A 21,013-nucleotide genomic window follows, 5' to 3' on the forward strand; every position below is an offset into this window, starting at 1 on the left:
TCCGCTATTCGGGCGTTGAAATGGTGCACGCTGTCTCGGTCATCTCTTCCCCTCCATCTGTCGCGGTTGGCGGGCCTGGCTTTCGCACTATGTCTACCGGAAACGCAGGAGATAGCGAATGAAGGTCCAAAAGTTCAGCATTTCGGACGCAAAGCTCGTCAAGTCGCCGGGACAGGATGCCGAAATCTATGTCGGAAATCTGGTCGACGAGAAGAACGGAGGCCCAGTCACGATCGGCTACGGCCGCTATGCCCCCGGACAATCGCTCACAGAAACGATGGCGGTGGACGACACGATGATCGTCCTCGAAGGACGGTTGTCCGTATCCACAAGCGGCGGCACTGTCACCGCGGGGCCCGGCGACATCGTCTACATGCCCAAAGGTCAATCCGTGACAATTACGACCGAAGGAGAGGGCGCGACGACGGCTTACGTCACATATCCGCACTGGGCTGAGGCTCACCAGAGCTGAGCGGGGAGCTATGTCCGCCCCGTTGGGCTTGTCCCAAAACTTTCGCGAAATCGGCGGGAAAAGTGAGAGCGCGAAACGTAGCCCGCAGCCTCGGCTGCAGCAATTGCCGTGGCCCCGGACGTGATTGCATGTTGCGCAGCTTTCAGACGCTCACGCCGCAAGATTGCCCGGAAGGAGGTGCCGTCCGTGGCCAATCGACGTCGCAGCGTTGACGCGCCGATCCCGAGCTTCTCCGCGACATCAGACACGCTCCACGCCTGCGAAGGGGCCGTCGCGATCAGCCAGGCGATATCGCCTGACAGGCTTTGTCTGAAGAGTGGTCGTGCCTGCGCAAGTGGGCGCAATAGCGCCAGGACCTCCGTCAGCCTGAGCCTTTTTATCGTTTCGCCGACGCTGAGATCGGCAATCGTGGATGCTGCGTGGCCAATCGTCTCGACGAGATCGGCGCTGAGCGGCACGGAGTCGAGATCGACGACACCACCGACGCGCTCTGCAGTCGACAGCGGTGGGACGCCCTCTGGCAGACAAGGCACGTCAAGCCGCAAGGCCGCATAGACGCCCGTTTTATCGTCCGGAATGTTGACCACGTCCATCGGCACACCGCCAGGTAATATGAAGAGCGAGCCGGCCGGAAAGGAGCGGGTACGATCGCCAAGCCACACGTCCTTTTGACCGTAGAGCACGACGCAGATCATCGGACAATCAAGTCGAAGAGCCGCCATCCGTTCGCGGTCGAAGCAGCAATAGGCGAAAAGCTGCCCGCCATAAGGATGCATCCCGACGTCGAGCCTTCCCGCCACCATCGGGCGGAGTCGATCGAGCAGGCGGTGGGAAAGCTCGGAACGTCGATCACGGATCATCATGTTCATAACCGCAATCTATAAGAAGGCTTGGCAAGAAAAAATACCGCGGGTGAGCGTTTCGGGCTCAAGCGATCACAAATCTGGCGCACAGCGTGCGAGGAAGGGCGCCATAAGAAGGATCTTCAAGACAAGGAGACCTTCGTGAAGACCTTCAAATTTTCCCTTGCGATAGCAGTGACGGCCGTGTCGCTGTCCTTCGCCTCAACGCCGACACGCGCTGCCCCGGACCTTGAACTCTGGCGCCTCGATTGCGGTGACATCGTCGTCAAGGATCTATCGATGTTTTCGGATACCTTCGCTTCTGCCGGCAAGAAAGGGGTGCTGACCGATAGTTGCTACGTGATCCGCCACGGCAGTGATTACCTGCTGTGGGACACCGGGCTTCCAGCCGACCTCATCGGCAAGGCACCGGCTGAGGATCAGCCGATCGGCGCTTCGCTCAAGACCGACATCCCGACGCAGTTAAAACAGATCGGCATCAAACCGGAGCAAATCGCAACCATCGGCATCAGCCACAACCATTTCGACCATGTCGGGCAGGCTGCGACCTTTTCGAAAGCCACGCTCATGATCGGCGCCGCCGATTGGCAGGCTTTTCACGACAATCCCCCACCCTTTGCGGTCGTACCGGATCTCGTCAAACCCTGGCTCGCCGGCAAGGCGAAAGTCGACCTCGTGACCGGCGACCGTGACGTCTTCGGCGATGGTTCAGTGATGATGCTGTCGATGCCTGGTCATACCAAAGGGGAAGCCGCGCTCCTGGTAAAGCTTGCAAAGACGGGGCCGGTCCTGCTTTCCGGCGATGTCGTGCATTTCGAGGATAATCTGGTTGCTCATGGCGTGCCGGGTTTCAATGAAAACCGCGCCGACACGCTCGCATCGATGGAACGCCTCGAGGCGATTACCGCCGGATTGCACGCAACGCTCGTCATCCAACACGATCCCACCCATGTTTCACGGCTGCCCGCTTTCCCCGAAAGCGCAAGATAAGCGACACGGTGCCATTGGCATATGCTCGCAATTGCCATCGGCGCCGACCGCCGGTGGCAGCAATCCGGTCGAGCTCCGCGAGCGGGTCGATCATCTTGCGAGGGGTGCAATTCCTTAGCGCCGCTCGATCTCAGCACCCCGGGCTGAAAATCGGTACCGCGCGACAGGTATCTCGCCACGGTATCGTCCGAAGCGGCGCCTCACCAACGACATTCCAAGATGAGATGCCGCTACAAAGTTTCAACTCTGCCCTCCCCTCGGCGCGCGCCAGGCGTCGAGCGGACAAGGAGTGTCGCGGTGCATGCGTGACCTCTGCCATCCGCTCGCAAAACCGCACAAATATCGCGTCTGATGAAAATCAATTTCATCAACGCGCATCCAGCCGCGTTTTCAGTTGACGCCCTCTGATTTTTGTCCCAACTTGAAGAAAATAAATTACGAAACCGGGAACATCGTTGGCATGAAAGTGGGAATGATAGGGCTGGGATTCCGGCTTGGCTATCTTGGCTATGTCTTCAAGGCGATCGACAGCAGCTTCGAAATCGTCGGTTACGTCGATCCGGATCCTGCCGGACTTCCCGGACTGACGGAAAAGGGCGTCTCTGTCGGCAAGGCCTATGGATCGCCGCAGGAGCTTTTGGGCTCCGAGAAGCTCGATCTCCTGATGATCGGCTCGCCCAACCACATGCATCTCGATCATATCCGCCTCGGTCTCGAGGCTGGCCTCAAGGTCTTCTGTGAAAAGCCGATCGTGACGACGATTGCCGAAAGCATCGAACTTGCCCATCTGATGGCGAAGTTCGGCCATGAGCGGCTGATGGTCGGTCTCGTGCTGCGCTACTCGCCCCTTTATAAGGACCTGCGCGCCATCCAGGCCGAGGGCAAGCTCGGCCACATCGTCTCCATCGAAGCTTCCGAGCATATAGAGCCCTATCACGGCGCTTTCTTCATGCGCGACTGGCGCCGTTATGAGCGTTATTCCGGCAGCTTCATGCTGGAAAAATGCTGCCACGACCTCGACCTTTATAATGGTGTCGTCGGCGCACGCCCTGAACGGGTCGCAAGCTTCGGCGGCCGCAAGAGCTTCATTCCCGCAAACGACCCGGCGCGCGAAGGCATAAACGATCTGGAACTCTTCCACCGCAAACCGAGCGGCTGGATGGGGTCCGACAAGGTGTTCGACAGCGACGCCGACATCATCGACTACCAGGTCGCGATCGTCGAATACGCCAATGGCGTCGGCATGAATTTCCACACCAATCTCAACGTTCCCGACCAGTTCCGCCGTTTCGCCATCATGGGCTCACGCGGCATGGCTGAAGGCGACTTCGTCCGCAGTTATCTCAATGTCCACGAGCAGCTGACCGGCAACAAGATAGTCGAAAAGAAATATGCCGCGACCGAGCTGTCGCAGCACTACGGCGCCGACGAGCAGATGGCAGCCGATATTCTCCAAAGCGTTCGAACCGGTCTGGAACTCCCGGTCTCGACCTTGAACGCATTGGAGGCCGGAATTCTCGCGCTCGCCATGGACGAGGCGAGGATGAAAAAGACGGTCGTCGATCTGCGTCCCATCTGGGACCGCTTCGATGAGGCGCTCCACACAAGGGCGGCTTGAGGAGGCGAGAAGATGGGTGTTCAACGCAGCACGGTCATCTTCGCCTGGCTCCTTCTTTTTCCAGCTGTCCTCTACGTCACGGTGATTGTCGCCTATCCGCTCCTCGACACCTTCATCCTGTCGTTTACCGACGCGTCGCTGAAGAAGACCACCAACTGGGTGGGCTGGGTCAACTACGGCAAGATCTTCAATTCGACCTTCGCCGAGGTCATCATCCGGACCTTCATCTGGACGTTTTTCTCGGTCTCGATCAAGATGATCATCGGCGTCTTCGGTGCCACGATGCTGAACTCCGCCGTGCCCGGCCGCGCGCTCTTTCGCGTGCTGACCATGCCGCCGTGGATCGTGCCGATGGCAATCGGCATCTTCATGTGGGGTTGGATGTATAACGGCCAGTTCGGGATGATTTCCGGCATGCTTCAGCGCTTCGGCCTCGCCTCCGGCCCTGTCGCCTTCCTGGCTGAAGGATCGACTGCCTTCTGGGCAACGATCATCACCGATGTATGGATCGGCGTTCCGATGGTGACGCTCTATATGCTGGCCGCCATGCAGGCGATCCCACAGGATCTCTATGAGGCCGCCTGGACGGATGGCGCCGGGCGCTTCTATCGATTCCGCCGCATCACTCTGCCGCTGATCGTGCCCTCGATGATCACCATGTCGATGCTGTCGCTAATCGCCACCTTCAACTCCTTCGACATTATCTGGATCCTGACGCGGGGCGGCCCGAGCGGCGAGACCACGACGATGATCATCGATACCTATCGCACCGCGATCGGGTCGAACAAATATGGCGAGGGTGCTGCACGCGCCGTGCTGATCTGCATCTTCCTGTCGATCTTCTGCGTCTGCTACTTCCGCATTACCAGCCGCCTTGCCTCCGGAGACAAGCGATGAAAACACCCCATCTGCTGATCAATCGGTATAAATGGTATGAAGTCGTCGGCATCTACGCCGGTATCATGGTGTTCCTCACCTTCGTTCTCGCCCCCTTCGTCGAGGGTTTTCTCGTCTCACTGAAACCGCTCAGCCAGCTGTTTTCCTCCCCCTACAGGTTCATTCCCGAAAACGGCTCGTTCGAGGCCTATCGGACGATGTGGGTCAGCGTACCGGGCTTTGGGCGCTATATCTTCAATTCCTTCTTCATCTCCACCGTCGTCACCATCGCCGTGCTGATCCTTGTCGTTCCGGCCTCCTACGCCTTCGCACGCTTCGAGTTCAAAGGCGCCGGATTGCTGCTCGGGGCGTTCCTGGCCGTCAACATGTTTTCGGGCGCTGTATTGCTCATTCCGCTCTTCCGGCTGATGCGCTCCTTCGGGCTGCTGAATACCTATTTCGCGATCATGGTCCCGGGCATCGCCTTCCTGATCCCTTCAGCGATCTGGCTCCTGCGCACCTATATGATGCGCATTCCGAGGGAATTGGATGAAGCGGCATTCGTCGACGGCGCCAGCCATTTCTATACGCTGCGGCGCGTCATCCTGCCGATCGCCATGCCCGGCATTACAGTGGTGGCGATTACTACCTTCATCGGATCCTACGCCCAGCAATTCATCTATGCCCTGACCTTCAATTCCAAGACCGAATTCGCGCCGCTGCCAGTCGGGCTCTTCGCCTATTTCGGCCGTCAGGAAGTCGTTTGGAATGAGCTTATGGCGGCAAGTTTCGTTGGCATCGCGCCGGCGATCATCGTGATTTTCTTCCTTCAACGGTATCTCGTCAGCGGTCTGACCGCCGGCGCGGTGAAACAGTAAGACAAAACCAGAACCACCAGAGAAAACGGGAGCTAAAAAGTGACAATCCAATTCAAGACCGGGCTGATCGCCCTCGCCCTGCTCGGCTCCACCGCGCTTGGTACCATGAATGCACACGCTGCTGACCAGGAAATCAGCTGGATCTATTGCGGCGACAAGATCGACCCCATCCATGAGAAGTACATCAAGGAATGGGAAGGCAAGAATGCCGGCTGGAAGGTCAAGCCGGAAGTTGTCGGCTGGGAACAGTGCCAGGACAAGGCGACGACGCTTGCTGCAGCAGGCACGCCGGTCGGCATGGCCTATGTTGGCTCGCGTACGCTGAAGGAATTCGCCCAAAACGATTTGATCGTTCCGGTGCCGATGACCGACGAAGAGAAGAAAAGCTATTATCCCAACATCGTCGATACCGTCACCTTTAACGATACGCAGTGGGGCGTGCCGGTCGCATTCTCGACCAAGGCCCTCTACTGGAACAAGGATCTCTTCAAGCAGGCTGGTCTCGACCCGGAAACGCCGCCGAAGACCTGGGCCGAAGAAATCGCCGACGCCAAGGCCATCAAGGAAAAGACCGGTATCGCAGGCTACGGTCTTCCGGCCAAGACCTTCGACAACACCATGCATCAGTTCATGCATTGGGTTTACACCAATAACGGCAAGGTCATCGATGGCGACAAGATCGTCATGGACAGCCCGGAAGTGCTGGCTGCCCTGCAGGCCTACAAGGACATCATCCCCTACTCCGTCGAAGGGGCAACCGCCTACGAACAAAATGAAATCCGCGCGATCTTCCTCGACGGCAAGGTCGGCATGATACAGGCAGGTTCGGGCGCGGCTGCCCGCCTGAAGGACACCAAGATCAACTGGGGCGTCGCAGCCCTTCCGCTCGGCCCTTCGGCTAAGGGTAAAGGCACGCTGCTGATCACCGACAGCCTCGTGGTATTCAAGGGCACGGGCGTCGAAGAAAAGGCGGCAGAATTCGCCAAGTACATCACGTCGCCGGGTCCGCAGGGTGAATACGAGCTTCAGGGCGGTGCGGGCCTCACCCCGCTGCGTCCGTCCCCCAAGGTCGACGAATTCGTCAAGGCCGACCCGTCGTGGAAGCCGTTCATCGATGGCATCGCCTTCGGTGGTCCCGAGCCGCTTTTCACCGACTACAAGGGCTTTCAGAATTCGATGATCGAGATGGTCCAGTCCGTCGTCACCGGCAAGGCCGAGCCTGAAGCCGCTCTGAAGAAGGCTGCAGGCGAGATCGAAGCCTTCAAGTAGGCCGATATCGAGGATCGCAGGTCGACGATCTGCGATCCTCACCGACCAATTCATGCGCGTTCAGGCCGGGACCGGAGACAGATTTTTGGGACAGCTTCAGCTCAACAAGGTTCAAAAATTCTACGGCGACTACGAAGTTCTCAAAGGCGTCGAGCTCGACGTCAGGAACGGCGAGTTTGTCGTCTTCGTCGGGCCTTCGGGATGCGGCAAGTCGACCCTCCTGCGCATGATCGCAGGTCTCGATGCGACGAGCAAAGGCGATATCGTCATCGACGGTGTCAGGGTCAACGACCTGCCGCCCGTCAAGCGCGGCATCGCCATGGTCTTTCAGTCCTACGCGCTCTATCCGCACATGACAGTTTTCGAAAACATCGCCTTTCCGCTGCGCGTCGAAAAGATGGAGGAGGAAAAGCTCAAGGCCAAGGTCGAGAATGCCGCACGCATCCTGCATCTCGACACACGGCTGCAGCAGAAGCCCGGCATGCTCTCCGGCGGGCAGCGCCAGCGCGTCGCAATCGGCCGCGCCATCGTCCGCGAGCCGAAGATCTTCCTGTTTGACGAGCCGCTGTCCAACCTCGATGCCGCCCTTCGCGCCGACATGCGCATCGAACTTGCCAAATTGCACCGGCAGCTGAAGGCGACGATGATCTATGTGACGCACGACCAGGTGGAAGCCATGACGATGGCCGACCGCATCGTCGTCTTGGACGCCGGCAATATTTCCCAGACCGGCGCTCCGCTTGAGCTCTACCACAAGCCCGCCAACCAGTTCGTCGCCGGCTTTATCGGCAATCCGAAAATGAATTTCCTGCCGGTGACCTGCACATCCGCAAGTGAGGCGGGGGCTACCATCGACTATCGCGGCCAGACGGCAACGCTGCCGGTGAAGCCCCGCGACGGCATGGTCGGCAAGATAATGACGCTCGGTATCCGGCCGGAGCATATTCAGCTCGCCGCTGGCGACATTTCGCTGACGGTTACGCCGAGCGTCATCGAACGGCTTGGCGCAAACACCGTCGCCTATGCGGCACTCGGCGGCGAAATGGAGAATTTCTGCGCCATGCTTCCCGGCAGTGTCGGCATCCGCGCCGATGCGGCTGTCGCCGTCGGTATCAACGCTGCTGATTGCCATCTCTTCGATGAGGAGGGGGTCGCCTTCGAACGTCGGGTCGAGCTCACCGATATCGACATGAACCTCTTGGCTTCGGCAACGGCCTGAAGAGACATCAACGAGGCGATATTACCAGACGAGCCCGCGGGCGGCGACGTCCTCGACGCGCGTGACGATGCCGTTGCGATGGAAGACCATCGTGTCGAACAGGTTCGAAACCACGCAGGTGTGGTTCGGAATGATGAAGAGTTTTTCGCCGATCTGCGGCCGTTGACCGCTACAGGCCGAAAGGTCAATGACGCCGTGCTCTTCCGAGAGGCTCGTTATCTTCGCCTCCGGATATCCGACGACGAGGCCGAAATCGGCAAAGCCTTGAAGATCGGAAGTCAGCGCCTTCGAGCCTGCGTCGATGACTGCGCGGTCGGAATTCGGCCGCGATACGACGGTCGCCACAACATGCATTGCGCAATCGGCCTGCGTGCAATGCCCCATCCGGACCATCTGTCGGTCATTGTAGATATAGGTGCCGGCGCGATGCTCCGTCGCCGATTTGACCAGATGCGCCTGAAAAAGACTGGGGGTGCCACCATTGCTGACGATCGGGCAGGCGATCCCCTCGGCCGTCAATTGTTTCAGTGTTGCCTGAATGAAAGCTTCGACGGCATCGGCTGATTGCGGCTTCGGATAGGTGAGAATACCGCCGAATGTCAGCCCGTCAGCGGCAGCGACGCGCTTGCCGAGCGAAGCCGCCTGCTCTGGCGTCTGGACGCCGCAGCGTGCGCCGCCGGTGTCGCATTCAACGAGGACGGTCAGCGGTTTGCGGCCGGAAAAATGTGCCGACAGGCCGTTCACCGTCACGTCGCTGTCGGCGACGACCTTGAGACCGGAAATGCGATCGTTTAGGGCGCCGAGCCGTTCGAGCTTCGCGGCACCGATGATATTGAAGGTGATCAGGATATCTTCGAAACCGGCTTCGGCAAAGACCTCGGCTTCCGTCACTTTCTGACAGTTAATGCCCTTGGCGCCGGCCGCAACCTGGGCCGCGGCAAGTGCGGGTATCTTATGGGTCTTGATATGCGGGCGGAAATTGAGCCCGTGCTCGTCCATGTAGGACTGGACCCGTAAAATATTGGCGGCCAGCCTGTCCTCGTCGATGATCGGTCGCGGCGTGGAAAGATCTGCGACCCTGTCTCCGGCCTTGGCGACGACGGCAACCCGGTTGTCATGCATCTCAGGCAGCTCCGCGTTCGGTTCCATGGGGATCGGCCACGATTGGCCAGATGGTCTTCGGCGCACGGCGATAGCGGGTGGTCGCCGGGTTGTTGGGATAGGGGGTTCCTGCCGAACAGTACAGGATTTCGGCGGCGATTTTCGAGAAGGATGCGAAGAAATGGTTGGTCGATTTGATCACCAGGATCTTCTGCTTGGTCGGATCGATGCCCATCACTGAAAACAGGCTCGGATCGAAGCTCTGCGCCCGCGTCGAATTGAGAATGATGTTTATGCCGTTCAAAACGATATGAGCCGCATCACCGAAAGGGGCGAGGCTCTCGCCGAACTGCATCTCGGCATTCTTCACCAGTTTTACAACCCTCACCGTCCCGTCGACGGGATTACCGGTTCCCGGTGCCGATTTTGCGCCGAAGCGCAGCGGAATTTCGGCGCCTTGGCCTGCAGCAAAACAGATCTGAACGGCGATCGGATCCCAGATCGTGCCGACAGCAGCACTCTCCACACCCCGAGCCAGAAGCTCTTCGAGGACGACGGTGGCATCGCCGGCGGTTCCGCCACCCGGATTGTCCCAGACATCGGCAATGACGACCGGCCAGCTTTTGGCGGCCATCGCCCGCGATACAGCTTCCTTCTCATCGATCTGCGGCATCATGAAGGTGCCGCGCTTGGAAAACAGCTCCATGCCGAGTTCGCGCGCCAGCGCTGCACCCTTTTGCGGATTATCGTCGGTGACGACAAGCAGCTTGGTGCCCATCTCGGGCACATCGCCGACCATGAAGCCGTGGATCACGGAGATCGACAGAATTTCAGGGTCTTGCCTCTCGATCCGCATGATCTTGTCGACGAAGGAGCGCATTGGATCGCGTGAGGTGGGGAAAACATCGATCATGCGGCAGTCGAACACCGAATTGACCGGGTTGACCCTGCCCTCAAGCGCGTCGACGGCAATGCGCCAGAGATCCTCGGCGCGATCGACGAAATCCGTATGCGGAAATTCCTTGAAATAGACGGCGAAATTCAGCGCTTCGAGGCGCTTCCTAGTCAGATGGCTATGCGGATCGAGTTCGGCGCAGATCAAGACGTCCGGCCCGACGATATCGCGCATGCGGGTCAGGAGGTCGCCTTCCGTGTCCTCATATCCCGCTGCCACCATTGCCCCATGCAGGCCCATCACCACGGCATCGACAGGCATTGCCGCGCGAAGCTGGTCGAGGATTTCGTCTCGCAGGCCTTCATAGGCTTGGCGGTTGACGAGGCCGGCGGGGTCGGCCCAGGCTGCCGTGCCCTCGATCAACTCCCAGCCTTTTTCAGCGGTGACGCGGCGGCCGACGGTGATTGGCGCAGTGCAGAGGGTGGGCGTTTCCGGATGCTGGCCGGGCGGCGCATAGAGAGACGCTTCAAAAGCGCGGCGATCCACGCAGATCGGGGAAAACGTATTGGTTTCGGTCGCCAGTGCCGCCGTGAAAATGCGCAAGTGGGTCAGCCTTGTTTTGCGCCGCCGCCTCAACCCATCGGGTTCGGCAGGTAGCCGGTAAATCCGCAGATCTTCCACCGTCCCTCGTGGCGCCTGCAATAATAGAGCGTCTGCCACTGCATGAGGTCGCGGGTGCCGTCGCTCTTCGTCAGGCTGCCGTCGAACTTCTTGCGGACAAGCGCCGTGTTGCCCTCGATCTCGATGTCCTCGAGCCTCGTGGTCGTGAAGATCGCGCTGCGCGTGTCCTCGGCGAAGCTCTGTGCCGCAAACTCCTTTGCCTGCCTCAGCCACTCGTCGCGATAGGCGACAAGCGTTGGAAACGCCAGACGCCACTTGTCGGGGCTGACCTCCTTGCGCCCATCAATGCCGATAAAGCCTTCCTCGATGAAATCATCTTCGACCATCGACCAGTCGGCAGCCAGAAAGGCATCGATGTCGCGGGGCACGAGCATCTCCCAGATAGCGTGCCGTGCGGCGTCGGAGGGCGGGAAAGGATTTTTGAAAGGATCACGCATATTCCGTCGCCAGATTTAAATTCTTTTCATAAACGGTGTTTTTCACTGGTCAAAATCCGCTTTCTATGGTCCCTTGTCAACTTATCAAGAAAATAATTTGCAGGGATCAGGAATGTCCATCAAGCGATATGGCACTGTTCAGACCGGCGCGGGCGGCAAGCCCTTGCCCTTCGCGCGCGCCGTCGAAGCCGATGGCTGGCTCTATGTTTCCGGTCAGGTGGCGATGGAAAACGGCGAGATCATCGACGGCAATATCGTCGCCCAGACGCATAAGACGATCGCCAATGTGCTCGCCATCCTCGACGAAGCCGGATATGGGGTCGAGGATGTTGTGCGCGTCGGCGTGTGGCTGGACGATCCGCGCGATTTCTGGTCCTTCAACAAGATCTATCAGGACTATTTCGGCGCCCATCCGCCGGCCCGCGCCTGCGTCCAATCATCGATGATGGTAGATTGCAAGGTCGAGATCGACTGCGTTGCCTACAAGAAGAAGAGCTGACTGACGACCGGCGGGAGGATCGGCTTGGACATCTTTTCCACATTGCAGGAAGACAGGGGCCGGCTTTCCGCCTCCGAGAGCCGCATCGCCGACATTGTCGTCAATGATTTCGAATTCGCCGTGAATGCCTCGATCATCGAGCTCGCCGAACGCGCAGAAGTCTCGCCGCCGACGGTCACGCGGTTCTGCCGCCGCCTCGGCTGCGACAGCTTTTCCGATTTCAAGGTGCAGCTTGCCCGCACCGCCCATGTCGGCGTGCGTTACCTGAAGCCGGAATCAAAGAGCAGCGATCCGGCCGATGTCGCTCAGGATATTATCACCAAGGCGCAGAACGCCCTTTTTTTGGTGCACCGCTCGCTGGATCTGGCCGCTATCGAAGCCGCTGTCGCGCAGATCGCCAAGGCGGAGATGATCTATGCCTTCGGTTCGGGCGGCAATTCCTCCATGATCGCCAATGAACTGCAAAACAGGCTCTTTCGGCTTGGCCTGCGCATCACGGCCAGCTCCGACCACGGCATGCAGTTGATGATGGCAGCAGCGGCAAAGTCCGGCGATGTGATCATCGGCTCGTCTTTTTCCGGTCGCAACGCGGAGCTGGTTCGGGCCTTTGCGCTGGCACGCGAAGCCAAGGTAAAGACGATTGCGCTGACACAGACCGGCAGCGCGGTCGCCAAGGCCGCCGATATCGTCGTACCGATCGATATTCCTGAAGGCACGAACATCTTCCGCCCGACATCGACGCGCATCGCCTACATCGCGACCGTCGATATCCTGGCGAGCCTTGTCGCTTACGCCGTCCGAGCGAAGGCGACGGTCACGCTGAGGCGCATCAAGCAACAGCTGGTCACCTACCGCGACGGCGACGACGACAAGCAACTACTCGGCGATTGATCAACAGAAGGAAGCAGCAATGACACGATCAGTGGCCATCGTGACCGGAGCAGCAGGCGATATCGGAGCGGCAATCGCTGGTCGGCTCGCCGACGATCATGACACTATCGTGCTCGCGGACATCGATCCCGACGCTGCGGCAGCCGTTGCCGGCGCATTGGGGCCAGCCGACCGCTTCGTCGTCGTCGAATGCGACGTGACCAGCGAGGAAAGCGTTGCGGCTCTTGCCGCGCGCACGGCCGGGCTCGGCAGTCTGCGCACGCTCGTCAACAATGCTGGTGCAGCGCGTGCCGTCAGCCTGCATGATACGACGCCGGAAATCTGGCGTGCCGACAATGCGCTCAACCTCGAAGCGGCATTTCTCTGTTTCCGCGCCGTCGAAGACCAGCTGAAGGCGTCGCGGGGCTCGCTGGTCAACATTGCCTCGGTCAACGGCACGAACGTGTTCGGCCATCCGGCCTATAGCGCGGCCAAAGCCGGACTTCTGCATTTCACCCGACTGGTTGCCGTCGAATACGGAAAATTTGGCATCCGCGCGAACGCCGTTGCCCCCGGGACGGTGAAGACGCGGGCTTGGGAAGTTCGCGCGGCCGCCAATCCCAATGTCTTCGAGGATGCGCGTCGCTGGTATCCGCTCCAGCGCGTGGTCGATCCGACGGACGTCGCCAATGCCGTCGCCTTCCTGGCAGGGGCTGCGGCGATCACCGGCGTCTGCCTGCCGGTCGACTGCGGCCTGACAGCCGGCCAGACGGAGCTTGCCCGTACGTTCTCCCAGTCCGAGCACTACTGAAAATCATAAAAGACACCGAGAGGAACGAGATATGAAACCGGCCGACTATCGCCTGGAAAGCAGCTGGAATCCCAATGGTGGGACGAATGGCGCCTTCACCTTCACGCTTTTCAATCTTTCCAGCAAGGCGCTTTCCGGTTTCACCCTTGTCTACACTTCGCTCACGCGGGTCATCGATGCCGCGGCATGTGGCAATGCCACTTTCCTGAGACGCAACGCCAATTTTCATGAATTCGAACCACCGGCCGGACTGACCCTGGCTGCGGGCGACCACTGGACCTTCACGGTCGCCGGCCTGCACCGTCCGGCGCGGCATTGTACCGATGGCGCCAAGTCAGCCTATCTGACGCTGTCTTCGGGAGAACATGTGCCGGTCGCCGTTTCCGATCTGCTTCTCGAAGGTCGCGTGAGCGAGCCTCCGCCCGCACTCCTGCCCGAGGGCCGCCTCGACCTGCCTTTTGCACTGCAGCCCTGGCCGGCCGAGATCGATGCAAAGCCGGGCGACAGTTTTCCGGTCGTTCTTTATCCGGAGGGTGCCAGAGCAGACGAATTGTCGGCAATATCTGCCTGCATTTCGCTAACCCGCCGCCTTTTCGAAAGCGACCATTCGGTTTTCAATCTGGTCGCCTCGCCGCAGGGGCGCGCGCTGACCTTTAGCAGGGAAGCGTCGCTCGATGCTGAGGCGTATCGGCTGACTTTCTCGGCCGATCGCGTGACACTATCCTATTCCGGCGCTGCTGGGCGCCAGTATGGATTAACCTCGCTCGCGCAGATGCTCCACGGTGCGCGGGCAAGCAAGGGCAAATTCCGCTTCCCGGTTTCCGGAACGATTTCCGATCGGCCCCGCTACAGCTGGCGCGGCTGCCATCTCGACGTTTCCAGGCAGTTTTACCCGGTTGACGACGTCAAGCGGCTGATCGACATCCTTGCCTGGTTCAAGCTCAACATCTTCCACTGGCATCTGACCGACGACGAGGCCTGGCGCCTGGAGATCAAGGCCTATCCGCAGCTGACGACGGCGGGCGTGTTGCGAGGTCCGGACGAGCCGTTGCTGCCGCAGCTCGGCAATGGCGCAGAGCCGGTCGGCGGCTTCTATTCGCAGGATGATGTCAGAGACATCGTCGCGCTTGCGAGCTCCCTCAATGTCGAGGTGGTTCCAGAGATCGACATCCCGGGCCACAATGCAGCGACTTTGGTTGCCCTTCCCGATCTGACGGACGGCCAGGAGGCACCGGAAAGCTACCATTCTGTCCAGGGCTATCCAAACAATGCGCTGAACCCGGCCGTGCCGCTGACCTACGAATTCCTGGAAAAGGTCTTCGACGAAATGGTCGAACTCTTTCCCTCTTCCTATATCCATATCGGTGGGGACGAAGTGGCGAACGGCTCCTGGCTCGCCTCGCCGCTTGCCATCAAGCTGATGGCCGAGGAAGGCATTTCCGGCACTTTCGGACTGCAGTCCTACTTCCTGAAACAGATCAAGGCGATGCTCGACAAGCGTGGCCGCAAGCTTGCGGGTTGGAACGAGGTCGCCCATGGCGGTGGGGTCGCGGCGAAGGACAGCCTGCTGATGGCCTGGGAAAATCCCCAGGTCGGTATTGAACTTGCCAAGCAAGGCTATGACGTCGTCATGACGCCGGGCCAGGCTTACTATCTCGATATGGTCCAGGCCGAGGCCTTCCAGGAACCCGGCGCAAGCTGGGCCGGCACCGTTCCGCCAGCCCACACCTATGCCTATGAGGCAGCCGGCGAATTTCCTGAAGAGCTGAAGCACAAGCTCAAGGGTGTCCAGGCCTGCATCTGGTCGGAACATTTCCTGTCACGCGGCTATTTCAACCGTCTCGTCTTCCCCCGTCTTCCGGCAATTGCCGAAGCTGCCTGGACGCCGAGGGCAGCCAAGGATTGGGACCGGTTCGCGGCGATCGTGCCACTGAGCCCAACGCTTTGAGATGGCAATTTCTGCCCCAATCTGTGCGACGATCGCCGATCCGAAACTTGTAGCGCCGTTCCCGGCGGTATTTTGGATTTAAAGAGGTTGAACAACCAGGACATAACCGACGAGAGTAGGATCGAGCCGCCCGGAATTTCTCTTCGGCAAGGATTTCGGCTACACGATACAGGCCTGTCTTCCAAAACACTTTCATGCCAGAGACGATCCATGGCGATCCTGGCGAGGGCGGGGCGATCCCCCTCCCGCCTGGCGCGCCCCAAACGCTGACGACGATAGTGAACCGCTTGATCCCCGACGTTTTCCGTAATCGCGCAATTCGCGTGAGCATGATTGCCATTTTCACGTTCGGATTTGCGGGCGCGACGACGACCCCTTATCGATCCGTGGTCGGAATCCTAGAGCTCGGCCTGTCGAACGAGGTTTACTCTGCGCTGATCTTCGCAGCCGCGGCCGTCAACGTCGTTGTCAGCATTCTTTTCGGCAATTTTGCCGACCGGCTCGGTGAATATCGCACGATGATGCTGGTTGCCGCGACCTTCGGCATTGTCGGTTATGGAGCGGTCTATTTTTTTCCGACTGAGGGGATCTTTGTCCTCAGCGCGCTTCTGCTGCTGCCGGTCTATGGTTCGCTGAACTCGTTGCTCTTTGCCAACGTGCGTGCCGCAGCCAGGGGAATGGCGCCTGGCGAGGTGGCGACCGTCAATTCGGGCGTCCGGGCCATGATCTCGCTCTCCTGGGTGCTTGTTCCGGGACTTACGGGTGTTTTATTGTCCTCTTCGCCCTCCATGTTACCGGCCTATCTCTTTGCCTGCCTGTCCTGCCTGCTCTGCGTCGGGCTCATCGGCCTCTTGCTGCCGCGGCAAAGCGGCACGGACGGTGCTGCTACGCACCATATCTCCTACCTTGCCGCACTCGGCCAGGTGATGTCTCCAAGGATCATCAGCCGGGTCATGGCGGTCGCGCTGATCAGCAGCACGCTACATGTAAACGACGCGATATTTCCCCTCGTCGTCACCGGCGCCGCTCACGGCACGGTCGCCGATATCGGAGTTCTAGTGGGGATCGTTGCGCTCTTGGAAGTGGTGTTCATTATCGTATGGTCGCGCATGCTGCGCATCGTCAGCCAGCTTGCAGCACTTTCGCTCGGGGCACTGATCTATGCGCTCTATCTGGCCTTTCTGGCCTTTGCCGATCAACCCTGGCATGTCTACGCCCTGACCATCATCAGCGGCATTGGCGCAGCGTCGCTGATCTCCATCCCGATCACCTACCTTCAGGATCTGATCGCCGAGCGACCGGGTCTCGGCAGCGCGTTGATCTCCGTCAACATCTTCCTCAGCGCCGGGCTGAGTGCGCTCCTTTTTGCGGCGGGAACCGCCGTCACGAGCTATTCCGGCACCGCGGTGGTCGGTGCTTTTTCCGGGCTTGCCGGGACCGCATGGCTGCTTTTTCTCGACCGGCGCCGGCGCTGAACCTAAATGCATAGTCCAGCCATTTGATGATGCGTTTTTTCTTGGGGGGAACCTTTCGAAGCAATACGGGATCAACCAGAAGACCGTAGTGCCGGCATACGTTCGTCATTTCCCGGGACCAGGGATTAAACACGTTCAGCCGAGCGAAAGGCGTCCAAGCGCGGCGGCTGGCATCGGATCGGGCACGTTGCGCCGGAGCAGCGATGTTTTCGGTAGCCGCACCGCGCCAGAAGCGAACACGAAGGCATAGGTGCATCTGTCCGACCGGCAGACGCAGAACGGGTTCGACGCTTGAGACGGACACATCGATAGCGCCATGAGCCGGACGGCCTGACACGGCCCGGCTCTTTCTCTGCGGTGGTGGTCCGCCCCGGTCAGGTCACCGTACTGAGCGTTCGCGCAATCGCATTGCGCCAGCCGACGATCCTCGCCTGCCTGTCGATATCAGTCATATCAGGCTCAAAGCTACGGTCGCTCGCCCAGGCGCGGGCAAAATCATCCTGGCCCGGCCAGACACCGGCCTTCGATCCGGCAAGCCAGGCAGCGCCCAGCGCCGTCGTCTCCAAGGTAGCTGCCCGGTCGACGGGGCTTGAGAGAATGTTGGCGAGGTGCTGCATGGTCCACTCGGAAGCCGACATGCCGCCATCGACACGCAGAACGGTTTCGATCGGATGATCGCCCCAATCGCTGCGCATCGCCACCAGCAGATCAAGCGTCTGGTAGGCGACCGATTCCAGGACGGCGCGTGCCAGTTCGGCCGGGCCGCTGTTGCGCGTCAGGCCGAAGATCGCGCCGCGTGCCTCCGGATCCCAATAGGGAGCGCCAAGCCCGGTAAAAGCCGGAACGACATAGACCCTTTGCTGCGGATCGGCTCTATCGGCCAGCGCGCCGGTTTCCGATGCTCTTTCGATGATGCCGAGACCGTCGCGCAGCCACTGCACGGCAGCACCGGCAATGAAGATCGATCCTTCCAGAGCGTAGGTGGTCTTGCCATTCAAACGGTAGGCGATGGTGGAAAGCAGCCGGTTCTTCGAGTGCACGCGGTCGTCACCGGTATTCAGGAGCGCAAAACAGCCGGTGCCGTAGGTCGATTTCACCATGCCCGGTTCGAAACAGGCATTGCCGATCGTCGCGGCCTGCTGGTCGCCCGCGACCCCGAGGATCGGGATATCAGCGCCGAATATGTCAGGATCGACCGTACCGAAATCGTCGGCGCTGTCCTTGACCTCCGGCAGTAGCGCCCGCGGGATGCGCAGGATCTCGAGAAGTTCGTCGTCCCATCGGTTCTCGGCAATATTATAGAGCAGAGTTCGCGAGGCATTGGTCGCATCGGTGACGTGCATGCGCCCGCCGGTCAGCTTATAGATGATCCAGCTGTCGATCGTACCGAAACAGACCTCCCCGGCTTCGGCACGGCCACGCAGTCCCTCGACGTTGTCAAGCAGCCAGCGCAGCTTCGTGCCGGAAAAATAGGGATCGAGCAGCAGCCCGGTCTTGGCGGTGAAGAGCTTTTCGTAGCCATCGACTTTCAGACGGTCGCACATCTCGGCCGTGCGCCTGTCCTGCCAGACGATCGCCTTGTGGAGCGGGCGGCCGGTGGCCCTTTCCCAGACGACCGTCGTCTCCCGCTGGTTGGTGATGCCGATGGCGGCAACCGCAGCCGGTGCCAAGCCGCTTTTTGATACTGCATCCCGCGCCGTCGAAAGCACGGTATCCCAGATTTCGTTCGCATCGTGCTCCACCCACCCGGTCTGCGGGAAATGCTGGGTGATCTCGGTCTGGGCCGACGACGCGATCCGCATCCGAGGGTCGAAAATGATGGCTCGTGACGATGTCGTGCCCTGGTCGATGGCAAGGATATGGCCGCTCATGACATCTGTTTCCTGCGCAGCAGCCATCGTTCCGCCGGAACGGCAGCTCTGTCCCCTTTTTTAGTCTGGAAGTGGTGTCGACTTTCCCGGCAGGCCGCCGGGAAAGTCTGATGGCTGCCGGGCTCACGCCCGGTCGATCAGCCTACTTCTTGGCTTCGGCCCAGCTCTTGACGAGCTCGTCATAGTTGACGGTGATGGGCTTTTCCTTCTCGTTTTCGATCTTCAGCTGCGGAGCGAGGTTGCCCTTGGCGACGGCGTCCTTGTTCCAATATTCGAGATCGTGCTCCTCGGCGAGCTTGGGGCCGATGTCGCCCTGCACCTTGGCGCGTTCGAGGCGCTGCAGCACCTTTTCCTGCTCGGAGCAAAGCGAGTCCATTGCTTCCTGCGCCGTCTTTGCGCCTGACGAAGCGTCACCGATCGCCTGCCACCACAGCTGTGCGAGCTTCGGATAATCAGGGACGTTCGTACCGGTCGGCGACCATTGCAGGCGGGCCGGCGAACGGTAGAACTCGATCAGGCCGCCAAGCTTCGGCGCGCGATCGGTGAAGGACTTATGATCAAGCGTCGACTGGCGGATGAAGGTCAGGCCCATGTGGCTCTTCTTCACGTCGACAGTCTTTGACGTGACGAACTGAGCATAGAGCCAGGCCGCCTTGGCGCGGTCGACGGGCGTCGACTTCATCAGCGTCCAGGAGCCGGCATCCTGATAGCCGAGCTTCATGCCATCCTTCCAGTAGACGCCATGCGGGCTTGGCGCGAAACGCCATTTCGGCGTACCGTCCGAGTTGACCACCGGCAGACCTTCCTTGACGAAGTCGGCGGTGAAGGCCGTGTAGGTGAACATCTGCTGGGCGATTTCACCCTGGGACGGGACCGGGCCGGATTCGGAGAAGGTCATGCCCTGAGCGGCTGCCGGTGCATAGGCCTTCATCCAGTCCAGATATTTCTGGATGGAATAGACCGCGGCAGGGCCGTTGGTGTCGCCGCCGCGCGCGACGCAAGAGCCGACCGGCCGGGAGTTTTCATCGACCTTGATGCCCCATTCGTCGACCGGCTTGCCGTTCGGGATGCCCTTGTCGCCGTTACCGGCCATGGAGAGCCAGGCATCGGTGAAGCGCCAGCCGAGCGAGGGATCTTTCTTGCCGTAGTCCATGTGGCCATAGACCTTCTTGCCATCGACCTCGCGGCCGGTGAAGAATTCGGCAATATCCTCATAGGCCGACCAGTTGACCGGCACGCCGAGATCGTAGCCGTATTTCGCCTTGAAATCGGCCTTGTTCTTCTCGTCGTTGAACCAGTCGTAGCGGAACCAGTAGAGGTTCGCGAACTGCTGGTCGGGCAGCTGATAGAGCTTGCCGTCAGGCGCCGTGGTGAAGGACTTGCCGATGAAGTCGTCGATGTCGAGGCCAGGATTGGTGACATCCTTGCCTTCGTTGGCCATCCAGTCGGTGAGCGAGCGGGCCTGCTGGTAGCGCCAATGGGTGCCGATCAGGTCCGAGTCGTTGATATAGGCGTCGTAGATATTCTCGCCCGACTGCATCTGCGTCTGCAGCTTTTCGACCACGTCGCCCTCGCCGATCAGGTCGTGGGTGATCTTGATGCCGGTGATCGCGGTAAAGGCAGGCGCCAGGACCTTCGATTCATATTCGTGCGTGGTGATCGTCTCGGAAACGACCTTGATGTCCATGCCGGCGAAGGGCTTCGCCGCATCGACGAACCACTGCATTTCCTTTTCCTGGTCGGCCCGCGGAAGCGTCGAGAGATCGCCGACCTCCTTGTCGAGAAAAGTCTTCGCCTCGTCCATGCCGGCATAGGCAGAACCCGCCATTGCCAGCAAAATGCCTGCTGTCGTCGTTAGTAGGTGCCGTCGCATAATATCCTCCCAGGGTTTGCGATTGCAGTTTTCACGTCTCAGGCGGCCAGTAACCCCCGGCCATCTGTATCACCTTGGCATCACACGTAGCGGAACACGCCGATGGCGTAGATCACGGAGATGCCAAGAGCCCACCAGAGGCCGGGTCCCACGAGACCCAGCCATGCAAGATGAATGAATGCTGCACCGAGCAGCGAAATGAAGAGCCGGTCGCCGCGCGTCGTCTCGAAGCGCAACAGGCCGATGCGCGGCGAACCGCCCGGCGAAAAATATTCCCACACGCTCATGGCGATGAGCAGTGCCAGGATCGTCAGAAAGAACAGCGCCGTCGGCAGCGTCCAGGCCATCCACGAAAAGGTCATCTCCG

The 21,013-nt window shown here is 60.0% G+C and carries 19 protein-coding genes; 12 read left to right on the plus strand and 7 right to left on the minus strand.

Features of this window, described 5'->3' with window-relative positions; genetic code table 11:
• Positions 1–118: 118 nt before the first annotated feature.
• Complete coding sequence (locus JNB85_RS03035; RefSeq protein ID WP_220332907.1) at positions 119–472, plus strand: cupin domain-containing protein; 354 nt, start codon at positions 119–121, stop codon at positions 470–472.
• An 8-nt stretch (positions 473–480) separates the two neighbouring features.
• Here JNB85_RS03035 and JNB85_RS03040 read toward each other — a convergent pair whose 3' ends face one another.
• Positions 481–1,341 (minus strand): helix-turn-helix domain-containing protein, encoded by an 861-nt coding sequence (locus tag JNB85_RS03040; RefSeq protein WP_223216403.1) that lies wholly within the window; start codon positions 1,339–1,341, stop codon positions 481–483.
• Positions 1,342–1,476: 135 nt separating this feature from the next.
• Here JNB85_RS03040 and JNB85_RS03045 point away from each other — a divergent pair, with 135 nt between their 5' ends.
• From JNB85_RS03045 to JNB85_RS03070, 6 genes are all read left to right on the plus strand, one after another.
• Positions 1,477–2,325 (plus strand): N-acyl homoserine lactonase family protein, encoded by an 849-nt coding sequence (locus JNB85_RS03045; protein WP_220332908.1) that lies wholly within the window; start codon positions 1,477–1,479, stop codon positions 2,323–2,325.
• 460 nt (positions 2,326–2,785) lie between these two features.
• Positions 2,786–3,943 (plus strand): Gfo/Idh/MocA family protein, encoded by a 1,158-nt coding sequence (locus JNB85_RS03050; RefSeq protein WP_220332909.1) that lies wholly within the window; start codon positions 2,786–2,788, stop codon positions 3,941–3,943.
• Between the two features lie 12 nt (positions 3,944–3,955).
• Positions 3,956–4,840 carry a carbohydrate ABC transporter permease gene (locus JNB85_RS03055; protein ID WP_220332910.1) on the plus strand — a complete coding sequence of 295 codons (885 nt, stop codon included), beginning with the start codon at positions 3,956–3,958 and terminating at the stop codon, positions 4,838–4,840.
• Entirely contained in the window at positions 4,837–5,697 is an 861-nt protein-coding gene (locus tag JNB85_RS03060) for a carbohydrate ABC transporter permease (protein ID WP_220332911.1), read from the plus strand. Before JNB85_RS03055 ends, JNB85_RS03060 begins: the two co-directional genes overlap by 4 nt.
• A 105-nt stretch (positions 5,698–5,802) precedes the next feature.
• Complete coding sequence (locus tag JNB85_RS03065) at positions 5,803–6,966, plus strand: ABC transporter substrate-binding protein (RefSeq protein WP_223216423.1); 1,164 nt, start codon at positions 5,803–5,805, stop codon at positions 6,964–6,966.
• An 85-nt stretch (positions 6,967–7,051) separates the two neighbouring features.
• The gene (locus JNB85_RS03070) at positions 7,052–8,185 is read left to right on the plus strand and encodes an ABC transporter ATP-binding protein (protein WP_220332913.1); all 1,134 of its coding nucleotides are present in this window, start codon (positions 7,052–7,054) and stop codon (positions 8,183–8,185) included.
• Between the two features lie 21 nt (positions 8,186–8,206).
• Here the strand turns inward: JNB85_RS03070 and JNB85_RS03075 are convergent, their stop codons facing one another.
• From JNB85_RS03075 to JNB85_RS03085, 3 genes are read right to left on the minus strand one after another with little or no spacing between them, the layout of a single operon-like run.
• Positions 8,207–9,307 (minus strand): D-TA family PLP-dependent enzyme, encoded by a 1,101-nt coding sequence (locus JNB85_RS03075; protein ID WP_220332914.1) that lies wholly within the window; start codon positions 9,305–9,307, stop codon positions 8,207–8,209.
• Position 9,308: 1 nt separating this feature from the next.
• Positions 9,309–10,784, minus strand: a complete 1,476-nt coding sequence (locus JNB85_RS03080; RefSeq protein ID WP_220332915.1) for a M81 family metallopeptidase — start codon at positions 10,782–10,784, stop codon at positions 9,309–9,311.
• A 29-nt stretch (positions 10,785–10,813) separates the two neighbouring features.
• Complete coding sequence (locus tag JNB85_RS03085) at positions 10,814–11,299, minus strand: hypothetical protein (RefSeq protein WP_220332916.1); 486 nt, start codon at positions 11,297–11,299, stop codon at positions 10,814–10,816.
• Positions 11,300–11,411: 112 nt separating this feature from the next.
• On the opposite strand from JNB85_RS03085, the gene JNB85_RS03090 reads away from it, so the two are divergent.
• From JNB85_RS03090 to JNB85_RS03110, 5 genes are all read left to right on the plus strand, one after another.
• Positions 11,412–11,798, plus strand: a complete 387-nt coding sequence (locus JNB85_RS03090; protein ID WP_220332917.1) for a RidA family protein — start codon at positions 11,412–11,414, stop codon at positions 11,796–11,798.
• 24 nt (positions 11,799–11,822) lie between these two features.
• On the plus strand, positions 11,823–12,689 hold the full coding sequence (locus tag JNB85_RS03095) for a MurR/RpiR family transcriptional regulator (RefSeq protein ID WP_220332918.1): 867 nt from the start codon (positions 11,823–11,825) through the stop codon (positions 12,687–12,689).
• Positions 12,690–12,708: 19 nt separating this feature from the next.
• On the plus strand, positions 12,709–13,479 hold the full coding sequence (locus JNB85_RS03100) for an SDR family oxidoreductase (protein ID WP_220332919.1): 771 nt from the start codon (positions 12,709–12,711) through the stop codon (positions 13,477–13,479).
• A 31-nt stretch (positions 13,480–13,510) separates the two neighbouring features.
• Positions 13,511–15,427 (plus strand): beta-N-acetylhexosaminidase, encoded by a 1,917-nt coding sequence (locus JNB85_RS03105; protein WP_220332920.1) that lies wholly within the window; start codon positions 13,511–13,513, stop codon positions 15,425–15,427.
• A gap of 278 nt (positions 15,428–15,705) precedes the next feature.
• Positions 15,706–16,902 (plus strand): MFS transporter, encoded by a 1,197-nt coding sequence (locus tag JNB85_RS03110; protein ID WP_220333099.1) that lies wholly within the window; start codon positions 15,706–15,708, stop codon positions 16,900–16,902.
• Positions 16,903–17,276: 374 nt separating this feature from the next.
• On the opposite strand, the gene glpK is transcribed toward JNB85_RS03110, so the two are convergent.
• The 3 genes from glpK to JNB85_RS03125 all read right to left on the minus strand — a co-directional run bounded on the left by glpK (position 17,277) and on the right by JNB85_RS03125 (position 21,008).
• A complete protein-coding gene (gene glpK / locus JNB85_RS03115; protein WP_220332921.1) occupies positions 17,277–18,773 on the minus strand; it encodes a glycerol kinase GlpK in 1,497 nt (498 codons plus the stop codon).
• A 142-nt stretch (positions 18,774–18,915) separates the two neighbouring features.
• A complete protein-coding gene (locus JNB85_RS03120; protein WP_220332922.1) occupies positions 18,916–20,646 on the minus strand; it encodes an ABC transporter substrate-binding protein in 1,731 nt (576 codons plus the stop codon).
• An 80-nt stretch (positions 20,647–20,726) separates the two neighbouring features.
• Entirely contained in the window at positions 20,727–21,008 is a 282-nt protein-coding gene (locus JNB85_RS03125) for a DUF2160 domain-containing protein (protein ID WP_183742052.1), read from the minus strand.
• Positions 21,009–21,013: the final 5 nt, after the last annotated feature.

The organism is Rhizobium mesosinicum, assembly GCF_019511345.1.
Lineage (GTDB): Bacteria > Pseudomonadota > Alphaproteobacteria > Rhizobiales > Rhizobiaceae > Rhizobium > Rhizobium mesosinicum.

Excerpts from the sequence above, each read along its gene's own strand:
- JNB85_RS03035 (WP_220332907.1), top strand. The coding sequence starts at position 119 with ATGAAGGTCCAAAAGTTCAGCATTTCGGACGCAAAGCTCGTCAAGTCG.
- JNB85_RS03040 (WP_223216403.1), bottom strand. The coding sequence starts at position 1,341 with ATGAACATGATGATCCGTGATCGACGTTCCGAGCTTTCCCACCGCCTG.
- JNB85_RS03050 (WP_220332909.1), top strand. The coding sequence starts at position 2,786 with ATGAAAGTGGGAATGATAGGGCTGGGATTCCGGCTTGGCTATCTTGGC.
- JNB85_RS03055 (WP_220332910.1), top strand. The coding sequence starts at position 3,956 with ATGGGTGTTCAACGCAGCACGGTCATCTTCGCCTGGCTCCTTCTTTTT.
- JNB85_RS03060 (WP_220332911.1), top strand. The coding sequence starts at position 4,837 with ATGAAAACACCCCATCTGCTGATCAATCGGTATAAATGGTATGAAGTC.
- JNB85_RS03065 (WP_223216423.1), top strand. The coding sequence starts at position 5,803 with ATGAATGCACACGCTGCTGACCAGGAAATCAGCTGGATCTATTGCGGC.
- JNB85_RS03075 (WP_220332914.1), bottom strand. The coding sequence starts at position 9,307 with ATGCATGACAACCGGGTTGCCGTCGTCGCCAAGGCCGGAGACAGGGTC.
- JNB85_RS03085 (WP_220332916.1), bottom strand. The coding sequence starts at position 11,299 with ATGCGTGATCCTTTCAAAAATCCTTTCCCGCCCTCCGACGCCGCACGG.
- JNB85_RS03090 (WP_220332917.1), top strand. The coding sequence starts at position 11,412 with ATGTCCATCAAGCGATATGGCACTGTTCAGACCGGCGCGGGCGGCAAG.
- JNB85_RS03100 (WP_220332919.1), top strand. The coding sequence starts at position 12,709 with ATGACACGATCAGTGGCCATCGTGACCGGAGCAGCAGGCGATATCGGA.
- JNB85_RS03105 (WP_220332920.1), top strand. The coding sequence starts at position 13,511 with ATGAAACCGGCCGACTATCGCCTGGAAAGCAGCTGGAATCCCAATGGT.
- glpK (WP_220332921.1), bottom strand. The coding sequence starts at position 18,773 with ATGAGCGGCCATATCCTTGCCATCGACCAGGGCACGACATCGTCACGA.
- JNB85_RS03120 (WP_220332922.1), bottom strand. The coding sequence starts at position 20,646 with ATGCGACGGCACCTACTAACGACGACAGCAGGCATTTTGCTGGCAATG.
- JNB85_RS03125 (WP_183742052.1), bottom strand. The coding sequence starts at position 21,008 with ATGACCTTTTCGTGGATGGCCTGGACGCTGCCGACGGCGCTGTTCTTT.